Here is a 10342-nt window from a genome sequence, read left to right as displayed (position 1 = left end):
AGGCGTTAAGGATAAATCATAATCATTATAATATTTTGCTTGACCGACAATCATAGAAATATTTTTAATTACTATCGTATTTTCTAAAGGAACATAATCTTTATATCCTAGCCCTCTAAAAAATATATAATTCCAAGAGAAATTAAACGCTACATTACCTTTTTTAACTCCATCCACAAAAATACTAGCTATGTTGTTCTTACAAGAAATTGCCAGTGTATGCCATCTGTCTTTTTGAATATCATCAATCAAAGTTGTTTCTGTATCTGATGCATAATCTTTATACGTAAATTTGGAGTTGCTATTCGCTGCAATACCGATACTAAACAGACCAAACTTACCTATAATTGATCTGCGTGAGGAAGTCGCAGTATTATCATAGATAGAGTTATATTTGAAATAACATTCAAAAGTAAAAGTATCTAAAGCTAAAGCAGTGGTCATTAATCCAGTGCCTTTGCATAAACCATCTTCATCGAATGCAGCCATATTGTTTGAACTATCATTCATATATATAGGAATGATCGTATTCAATGAATCTAAATTACTATATGGTTTTAATAAAATACCTTGTTCTAATTGCTTATTTTCTAAGGCGTTATTTATTAAAGTGTAATATCCTTCGAATTCTGTAAAATCTGTTGGAACCATTTGATTATTTAATAAAGATGGTAATTTACTTGAAATGCCCAAGTTTTTAATTGTTAAAGCATTCGCAGTAACAGTATTATTTTTATTTCCTCTTACCCTTAAATTTGTAAGATATAAGTTCCCCGTTGGAAGTTCTCTATTAAAATACACACCATCAATTGCAAAACATGTGTATCCTTTGTAACCATTATTTAAGATAAAATAGGCTGTATGGAATTTATCATCATGAAGGTTAATAGTTAGTTTACTATAATCAATACTATAAGATTTTGTTTGTGCATTATAAAACGATACTGTCTTTTTGCCTGGATTAATACGGATGTTGAAGCTTCCTTCATACCCTAAAATATAATAATCGCTGTCTGTTGTATCTGTTGAACTGATTTTGAAATCTACACGAATTAACATCGTCGTTGGAGTTGGCAATCCTTTTGTGGTATCAGGTGACAAATAACCCGCTGTTAGCCCTGTTGCCCCTGATACAGCACCTGCACTTCCAACCAATTTGACTGGTGCAAAATTAATAGGGAATGTTCCTGTATTGTTTTTATAAGTTGTTTCAAGTTCAAAGTTGCTCATGTTATTTAATGGTACCCATTGGTTATTTTGCTTAATTACAAGTTGATTATTTTTTCTATCTATGAATATCCTTCCATCAGGAACATCAGATATGTCGATTGTTTGAATATCGCCTAATTGTAAAGATTTGATATTTAAGTCGACGGTTCCGTCATTGATATAACTTTTCCCGTCTTGGCCATTTGTGCCATCTTTACCATTAGCCCCTGCTGCTCCTTGCGGAATGCCTAAATTAATCGTACCCTTACCATCTTCATCATGAATAATATCAGCCGTTGCATTTTGACCTGGTAGCAATGTATCCACTGTGCCAATATCTAAATTTAAAGCCCCTTTTCCTGACGGCCCTTGTCCGCCCATCACATAATTCGCACCTAAGCCAACTTGTAAAACTCCCTCTGGTCTGATAGGCAAAACACAAGTAAACTTTAATACTTCTCCTGATAATGTAGTAATAATAAATAAAATACCAACATTGGTAATACTTTCACCACCAGCAAGTAAAACTTTAAAACTCTGCTTATCATAAGTTGCTTGCGTTCCTGTTACGGTGTCATCATTTGGATAAACTTCGACTTTATTAATCGTATCCCCAGAAATCATTCGATTACTTAGATCAAATGAATAGTATTTCTTTGCTTGAATACCTTTGCAGCTTAATTTTAAAACCGTCGAGGATAAACATCCTGACGGCAATACTAAAGGATTTCTATTTTCTTGCGTAACGACAGTGTTATCATTTGCAGCAGTATCATCAGTAGACGCATTATCATCTGAGCTTGAACCACAATTCAATTCTTTTTGTGGAATATATACCATTTTAAAACCTTATAAATAATTTTGATTTGTTAATTTGTTAAAGTAAACAGCGCATATCCACTTGCACCACTCCCACCGATCCAATATCCTGGCTGTTGCCGATCTCTAGTGCATCCCCCACCGCCTCCTGCACCATATCCTATAGCATTTTCCCCAATATCCGCCCATGTTGGTTGTCCACCTGTTCCCAATGGTGTATTCGCACCAGCTCCCCCCATTCTATCGTTGTTGTTGGCTTTCGCCCCATCTCCTCCTGATACACCATTTGGTGAGCCACCTGAGCCGCCTATCGGATTGGTTCCAGAATAGTTCATTGCAAGCGCATTTTGCCCTCCTACGCCACCAGTGACGCGTAGTTTCTCTTCATTATTTATGAGCATATAACTATCGGCACCACTTCCTCCTTGCATTTCATATTTAGGAGTAGGCGCGCCACCACCACCAATATGAATCGTGATTGTTTCACCACCAAATAAAGGAAAGCTAACATTCTGCTGATAACCACCAGAGCCACCACCACCACCACTGGCACCATAGCCAGTTTCATCACCACCTCCTCCAGAACCTCCACCAGCCATCAACCATTCCAATTGTATGCCGTGCGCTTCATTAGGAGCTTGAAAAATATAATCTCCTGGGTTTGATATTTCTCTGTAAATAGCGTTTGACCAGCTTGATGCTCTTATTAATCCATCTTTAACGAAACCTGTTGGAACCCAAGGAATAGTATAATTTTGATTCCTTAATGCTTGGATATGATTAGATAGGTCTTGCCAATCACTTGCAGTAATTAAATCACCAACTTTTTTATAATTCTGGTAATGGAAAGCCGAAATATTACTATAAAATCTAATGACTTCATTATAATCAGCAGCCTGCATTAATCCACCTAAGAGTAACGAGTTATTCAAATACCCAAAAGCCATCAACATCTCCCTATCGATTTAACACTGCACTCAACTAGCTTTATCAAAGGATCATCACTACTCTCCAAAGCAAATCCAATGACATCTTCCATATTTTTTGACTTTGTTGCGATCCCATTAATACCTGATAATGTGATAGGGTCTCCTTTTGAAATAACGCCAACAACTTTGACGGGAACCCGACCAGCCAATGCCACAGGAAGCGCAAGCGGATGATCTTTAATACTTTCATTAATTTCGATCCCAGGTTTTGTAGAGATAATACCCATAAAAAAACCGCCCTTTGAGGCGGTTGTTATCTCGTTTATTCCTCCGATCTTTACAATCGTTCCAGGATCATATTTTTGATCAGCAATATAATATTCCGCAAGATCCGCATATTTGGCTTGTAACGCTATTCCATGAAAGTTTTTGGCATACAGATTGCCAAAATTATCAAACACGTAATTATAATAATTTCCACCACCAGAAACATACAATATCAAATTATTCGAAGTTCCAGCGTGTTCTTGGAAATACAAAGCTGCGTTCATATTATCGCCATTATTAAACTGGAATTTAAGGCTGCTTGTATTTCTATATTTTCCTGTATCAACCGATCCAGAATCCGAAGATAATAATATATCGTTATTTTTAACTTGAACACTATTAGCTGTAACTACTGATTGTGGAAAATAAACAGAGGTATCAAAAGTAACTTTATCACCATTATTGTTAGTTATGATATTTGTCTGTAACCTATCAACAATCAGTTTCCCATCAGTATTAAGCTCCATACTTCTGGTTACACCACCGCCTGAAGTTTGAAAAACTAACGAGGTCTCAATTCCTGGGTGTTCTTGTAAATAAATAGAGCCATTCACCCCTCTTTTGAGTAAGTTAAAATAAATTCCATTTCCATGTATAAAACCATTACCATTAGGTGTTATGTTATTGGTTTGAATCGTTAGGGTATTATCTTGGATGGTAAAGTTATTGGTAACAAGATTATTAGTTTGAATAGTTTGCTCTATGGCAAGATTTTTACAACCCAATTTACCAAAATTATCAAAAACATAATTATAGTTATTACTACCACCAGATACATAAAATATTAAGTTATTTGAAATACCTACATGTTCTTGAAAATATGCAATTCCCTGCATACTGGTATCCTCACCAAATTGCCATACTATAGAATTTGTATTCCTATAGTTTCCTGTATCAGGTCGACCGACATTAGATATTAACTGAAGATTGTTATAATTTAACCTAAATGAATTTTGAGCAACAAACGGCTGTGAAAAATAAACCTCTGTATCAAAAGTTACCTTACCAGCACCATTGTTAGTAATTGTATTTGCTTGAAGTTTGTTTCCTATAAAAGCCGAATATGGACCATTAAGAGTGATACCACCATTTTCAAAAGAAATTAGTGTAACATGTTGAGCATTTTTAATATACCAACTATTATCTTGACCTATCCAATATGTCTTGTTACCTCCAGCCCAAAAATAATTACCATTAGTATACATCGCACCAGTTAAGCTATCGCCAGTCTTTTTATAATATGGTTTAAAATCAATTCTACCAATAGCCTCATCGACATCGGATTGATTCGCTTTATCTTTAATTTGATTCAAAGGTTCTGCTGTAATGCGATTTGAAATTTTAGTTCCTTGATTCCATTTTTGGGGAATAGTCCCTTCTTGTCCCCTTAAAACGGTAAACTTATCTCCATCTTTTGCAGTAACAAAGCATATTTCAGTATTGTCATCATTATCGTACCTAGCTAGAGTAATAACAAAACATTCTTTGTTTTCTTTATTTGGATTTGGGAAAGAAGCACCTGCACCTGTTGAAACCGTAATGACAGTTGCATTTTCGTCAATATTAGTACTTAACAGCGTATTTAAATTATTTCCGAATAAGAATTTATCCATTATTCAATCTCCAAAACCAAATCATACATAAAAGGAAGGTTAATTAACTTATTAATAATGGCATCTTGTAAAAGCTGCATAAAAGGCGAGTTCGCTAGATTATTTAAAACTTTAATATAAAAAATTCTATCTTTGGAAGTAATAGAAACATCATTTATATCTATCTCATTATTAGGGCATATATTTAGAAAACGAATTATTCTTCTTTTTAAATAAGGTATAGTAAAAATAAAACCGTCTGCTTTATAAAAATTCCATTGAATGATTTTTTTAAATTCCTCATCAGTCATGGTATGTGCTTTGGAAATTTTAATGACTTTTGCAGCATTGGGATCGATGTCATTTGGATCAACAGTGTTTAATCCACTTCGAATAAGATTATTAGCATAAAGAACTTGTTTTCTATCCATGCCATAAATGTTTTTAGCAACGTAATCGAGCCATAATCCCGTCTTAGTAAAATAATTAGGTAAATTTAAACTATTGAAATCATCTACTTGTTGATTTGCAAGTTTATTATAACTATCGAAAAAAGCTTTAATATATTCATCACCCTCCCACTGCCAATACAAATAAGCTTGTAAATTATGCGTATAGAGTGCGACGACTTCTTGGTTGTTATTTTCCATCTGTCACCACTATTTTTTCTTCAGTGGTATAAAAATATGACTGGGGATCACCACGGATTATATTTTCTCGGGGTAATGGCTCCTGCTGAGCCCCATCAATAAAGATCAAAATATCAATATTGGTAATTAAATTTTGATTAACAACTTGATTAACCCCTTCGAGAAATATCTTTTCAACTTCATATAAGTTAATTGGATCCCCAATACTTATTCTGTTTATATACTGAACAATTAACGGTATAGTTGTGTTGGAAATAGCACCAACATAAAGGCTACTTTCAATATCCGTATTCCAAATTAACTGAACTTCAACTTGTTGCTGTAAAGGAACAACAAAAGGGATTGTATAACTATCTACGCCATCGCGTAAAATAATTGAACGGTTTCTGATGTTTTGATTTAAGATCAAACCACCTGAATAATCAGCAAAATTCGTCGTATCTACTGGGATTGAGAAGCTATTTGCTGTTAAAATTTTTGCTTTGAATTGTTTATTCTGAAGATCATTAAACCCCAGTCCTGAGAATGTTACCAAGTCTCCATCTTTTAATCCATGAATTAAATTAGTGTACATAACTGTTGGATTACCTTTGTCAAACCTTGACACATCAATAACAGATGGTTTCAAAATTCCAGTCGTTGGGATCGATTGAAAAATAGCATTCGCCACATCATAAGGATCACCGCCACCGCATACAACAGAATAGCCATCTCCATTTGCAACAATTGATAATAATCTTTGTTGAACATTTGGAATAGCAAGTAATTTTGTGCGTATCATTGTAGGGGTTGCAGTTGATGTTACAATACCAGCGTCCATAATTCTGGCTCTATAATCTGCATAAGATTCAGCTTTTAAACCAATAATGCCAATTTGTGGGTTAGTAACCGTTAATTCTATATCATTACGAACAGATGATTCAATTTTAGTGATAGTATTTGCTGGAATATCAAAAACAGACGTATCTTGTGCTAATACATATACTTGCCCTGATGTGCCTTGTTGATTAATGACCGTGTCATTCTGCACAATAAAACGATGTATTCCATCCGAAATAATAAAACCGCGTGGTACAATAAAACCAGCCGTCCCCGTAAAAACTACATAAGCACTACCACTTGATCCCGATTTCCGTATGATACCATATACAACACCCAACTGATCCAATAATGCTTCATTTGCTGTTGATGGAGAGATGGAATTAATTAAATCTACTTTTGCTTGCTCAATAAAAACTGCACATCCACAACAAGTGCTAAGTAAATCTTCAATTAATGTTCCTGGTAAAGACGCGGTATAATCAGGAACCGCATTTTCAATTTCAGATTGAATTTGATCCCGAATTGTTTGAGGAGGAGTTGGTAGCACTCCGTCTTGCGTAATAACTAAATTATTGGCCATTATTTGTTGTGCCTTGAATTATTTGGTTGATTTGTCTACCGTTATTAGTAAGAATATTGACATTATAAGTTGGGTCACGCTCTTGAGTAACACGCGTAATAGTCAAAGATGCAAAGTAAGGAGAGAATTGGTCTCTTACTAAAGCAACATAGTAATCAGGATAAATATTGGTTGCTATCGTCTCAACAGCAGGAATGCCATAAGTAGAATAAAACGGACTTTCCCCTAATACTAATCTTAAAACTTGTATCAACCAGTAAACATAAACATCATCGTCACTGGTAAGAACCAACCATTCTTCTTTTCCTGTGTCTTCATTTTTAACTTTATGATAAATCCTCATCCAATCACCCCGCCTGTTGGCTGACCTTGATTGCCATTCTCATGTTGGTGAGATTTGAATTCGATATTACCAACTGTCAGGGTGCCTTTAATATCCACATCCCCATTAATAGTAATATTCTTTTTAAGGGTAACATCCCCGTCAATCTCGATAGAATTTTTTTTGATATAAACAAAAGTCTTTCCATCCTTAGACTGGATTTTTACACCTTGATCCTCGCCGTAAATAACCAAAATATCTTTATCAGTTTTTGGATCTAACTGGCTGGCAATGGGTAGAAAAGCCATATTACCCAAATTAAAACCCGCTGTATCCGTTGGTGCGGTCAGTCCCATCCCTATGATGTGATCTATATTCACAGCTAAGGGGATTAAAAAGCCCCTACATCCTTTTTGAATAGGTAACCTTATATATTCAGATCTTAAAACAGGCACTTCTATTTGAGGGTAATTATTAACCGAGGAAATTTCGATATTAACAATCGCCATAAACCCATCATAAGTTTCAATTGTTGCAGGCCATATTTTCCCTTGCAAATCATTATCGCTATTGACAGTGTTTTGCGCAATATCAATAAGAGATTTAAATAGTGGCGCTTTTAATGGATTTTCATACATGATTTTCTCCAATAAAAAAACCACCGCATAGGTGGCTTGTGTGATTGTATAGTATCATTATATTGCTGCAATTTTGAGCAAATTTTGCCTCAATTTATTCGTTAAATAATTTTAATAAAATAAAACAAATAGACCGGTTAAAACATGAAATTATTTTTTTTCTTATTAATCTTGTTATCTTTAGGCTTAACAAGCTGCACCGATATAGATTGGGCTAGTGTTGGCAAAACATCATTAGAAAGATTATCTGATGAGCAAAAATGGTATAGTAGCACTCCTCCAGAAAGACAATATAAACTGGGAACAGGTGAGTATCCGGATCCCCACTTATCAGATGTAATGAAGCAGGATTACGAAACACAAAAAAAACAAGAACAATGGTTTAAAGATGTAAACGCAAAAAATAAATAGCAATTAATTAATCATCTCCCGCCATCGCCCGCACAACACCACAACAAATAACCCCTTGCCAACGCCTTTCTGACATAAGACACAAAAAAAGCCACAAATTAGTGGCCTTATCAGAGAATTAATTGTTTAATCGTTTATATCCAGAACACCCAGCTTGTTCTTTCTTTAAACAAGCCTGTTTATAATATTCTTTGGCTTTTTCTTTGTCTTGTAACGTTCCTATACCATTTTCATAATAAGACCCAAGATTAAACAATGCAAATCCACTGCCAAGATTAGCTGCTTTTTCGAACCATTCTTTTGATTTAAAAAAATCTTCAATGCCATATTTGTTTTGCGAATAAAGCACACCTAAAAAGTTATAAGCACGTAAACTACCCTTATTAGCAACCTGCTCATATAATTTAATAGCCTTATTTACATCTTGCGGAACAACTTTGCCATCAAGATAAAAATTAGCTACATTCATCAAAGACTCTTCAAACCCTAGATTAACAGACTTCTTATACCATTCTAATGCTTTTTCTGGATCTTTAGACGCTCCATCCATACCAAATTCGTATTTAGACGCAAGTTGAGCCGCTGCATCCCCATCACCTTGGTTAGCCATTTCCTCTAGTTGAGTTAATGGTTTGTTTTTATATTTTTTTCCTGTGATCGTGTAATATTTAGTTTCAGCATCTGTATCACCATGATTCATCCTCTGCTTTAGCGTTGCAAGAGGCACGTTATCGAGATTATCGGCAAACACTTTAGGTATAAAAAGAGAAAGCCCAACAATTAACAGTAGTGAACATTTAATCAGTTTCATTTCATAAGAACCTTTTTAAATATAAAATAATTGCTTATTATTAATAAAACATTCTTATATAGCAACTACTATTAATACATATTAATAAACACCTCCCATTTCTATATTAGATTACCCTTTCAACCAGCACATTGTCTTCCGCGTTGATCGTAGACAAGGTTAAAAATGTAATCCAATCTTGAGGAGATGGAGATTTATAATTTGCAACAGGCTGAACCGATAAAACCATATATTCCCCTTGAAAGATTGGTTTGTTTTTAATATCGGCATTTAAACCACGATTAAAGTAAGAATCTGCAATATTATTTGATGGCTTAATTACCCCTAATATAGCGCTTTCCTTTGGGAAAACCACAATATCGTTGATATTAATGTCTGGTCGCAGAACCAAAGAAACAGTAATATCATTATTATCTGACCATGTTGGTTGTCCAACCATATCTTTCGTTTCAAGTTGTATTTTTTTACCTAATGGGTGATCCGTCACATAGATCGTATTATCATGAACATACATATTGATGGCAGATGTCATTTTATATACATCTTTTTGTTGATTTAATGCGATAGCGAATGTTTCTATATTTTTACCCTCTGCGCCTTGTGCTTTTAATGCCTTTACATCATTTGCGGGTCGAATATCTACAACTACCCTATGTTTTGGAAAAGATGTTATTAATGCGGATTTAATCGCTTCACTTAATTTTTGATCTTTTGCCCAAGGCATCATAATTGACTTTTGATCCACAAATGTAGATGGAATGATATAAAAAGATAACGTTTGATTGCTGCCTTCCCAGTTTCCATAAGGGGCAACAATAATACCGTTTAATAACAGCCCTATATTATCTTTATCCATACCATAATTTTTTGTCATCCCGCCAAAAATACGAATATGCTTTTTTCTTAAATCATACGCTTGGGAAAGCAAACTTAACGGCAGCCCTTGGATTTGAACAAAGGATCCTACATTGGCGCTGTTATGTAAAAAAGAAATAGAAATATTAAACGTCACATTTAACGCCCCAGGGTTCATTTGCCCATTCGGTAAATGACTGCTGTAAACATATAACGGGGTATTGCCTACATCTTTATAAGTAATAGGATTGCCATTATCATCCAATCCCGCATCTACGGTAGGCGTGTCCGCAATTTCAATTCGATAATAACGCATGATTTTCCCAATAAAAAAGCCACCGCATTGGGTGGCTTGGTAAGTAATGAATAAACTATTT

At 34.7% G+C, this 10342-nt stretch carries 10 protein-coding genes; 1 reads left to right on the top strand and 9 read right to left on the bottom strand.

The window, feature by feature from the left end; genetic code table 11:
- From PQG54_RS11440 to PQG54_RS11410, 7 genes are all read right to left on the bottom strand, one after another.
- The coding region (locus PQG54_RS11440) for a phage fiber-tail adaptor protein (RefSeq protein ID WP_456304930.1) at nt 1-2049 on the bottom strand (2049 nt) is incomplete at its 3' end.
- 29 nt (nt 2050-2078) lie between these two features.
- On the bottom strand, nt 2079-2975 hold the full coding sequence (locus PQG54_RS11435) for a glycine-rich domain-containing protein (protein ID WP_271790648.1): 897 nt from the start codon (nt 2973-2975) through the stop codon (nt 2079-2081).
- A complete protein-coding gene (locus tag PQG54_RS11430) occupies nt 2975-4897 on the bottom strand; it encodes a hypothetical protein (RefSeq protein ID WP_271790649.1) in 1923 nt (640 codons plus the stop codon). The genes PQG54_RS11435 and PQG54_RS11430 overlap by 1 nt, the downstream gene beginning before the upstream one ends.
- Nucleotides 4897-5526 (bottom strand): hypothetical protein, encoded by a 630-nt coding sequence (locus PQG54_RS11425; RefSeq protein WP_271790650.1) that lies wholly within the window; start codon nt 5524-5526, stop codon nt 4897-4899. The genes PQG54_RS11430 and PQG54_RS11425 overlap by 1 nt, the downstream gene beginning before the upstream one ends.
- The gene (locus tag PQG54_RS11420; protein ID WP_271790651.1) at nt 5516-6928 is read right to left on the bottom strand and encodes a baseplate J/gp47 family protein; all 1413 of its coding nucleotides are present in this window, start codon (nt 6926-6928) and stop codon (nt 5516-5518) included. Before PQG54_RS11420 ends, PQG54_RS11425 begins: the two co-directional genes overlap by 11 nt.
- Complete coding sequence (locus PQG54_RS11415; protein ID WP_271790652.1) at nt 6918-7271, bottom strand: hypothetical protein; 354 nt, start codon at nt 7269-7271, stop codon at nt 6918-6920. The genes PQG54_RS11420 and PQG54_RS11415 overlap by 11 nt, the downstream gene beginning before the upstream one ends.
- The gene (locus tag PQG54_RS11410; protein WP_271790653.1) at nt 7268-7888 is read right to left on the bottom strand and encodes a hypothetical protein; all 621 of its coding nucleotides are present in this window, start codon (nt 7886-7888) and stop codon (nt 7268-7270) included. Before PQG54_RS11410 ends, PQG54_RS11415 begins: the two co-directional genes overlap by 4 nt.
- A gap of 144 nt (nt 7889-8032) precedes the next feature.
- Between PQG54_RS11410 and PQG54_RS11405 the strand changes: the two genes are divergently transcribed.
- Complete coding sequence (locus PQG54_RS11405) at nt 8033-8299, top strand: hypothetical protein (RefSeq protein WP_271790654.1); 267 nt, start codon at nt 8033-8035, stop codon at nt 8297-8299.
- A gap of 118 nt (nt 8300-8417) precedes the next feature.
- On the opposite strand, the gene PQG54_RS11400 is transcribed toward PQG54_RS11405, so the two are convergent.
- Both PQG54_RS11400 and PQG54_RS11395 read right to left on the bottom strand, forming a co-directional pair.
- Nucleotides 8418-9110 carry a tetratricopeptide repeat protein gene (locus PQG54_RS11400; RefSeq protein ID WP_271790655.1) on the bottom strand — a complete coding sequence of 231 codons (693 nt, stop codon included), beginning with the start codon at nt 9108-9110 and terminating at the stop codon, nt 8418-8420.
- Between the two features lie 106 nt (nt 9111-9216).
- Entirely contained in the window at nt 9217-10281 is a 1065-nt protein-coding gene (locus PQG54_RS11395; RefSeq protein ID WP_271790656.1) for a hypothetical protein, read from the bottom strand.
- Between the last annotated feature and the right edge of the window lie 61 nt (nt 10282-10342).

This window comes from Commensalibacter communis (assembly GCF_947179015.1).
In the GTDB taxonomy this organism is placed as follows: Bacteria; Pseudomonadota; Alphaproteobacteria; order Acetobacterales; family Acetobacteraceae; genus Commensalibacter; species Commensalibacter communis.
The sequence above is the reverse complement of the archived record's forward strand: the minus strand, read 5'-3'. Positions and strand labels throughout refer to the sequence as shown.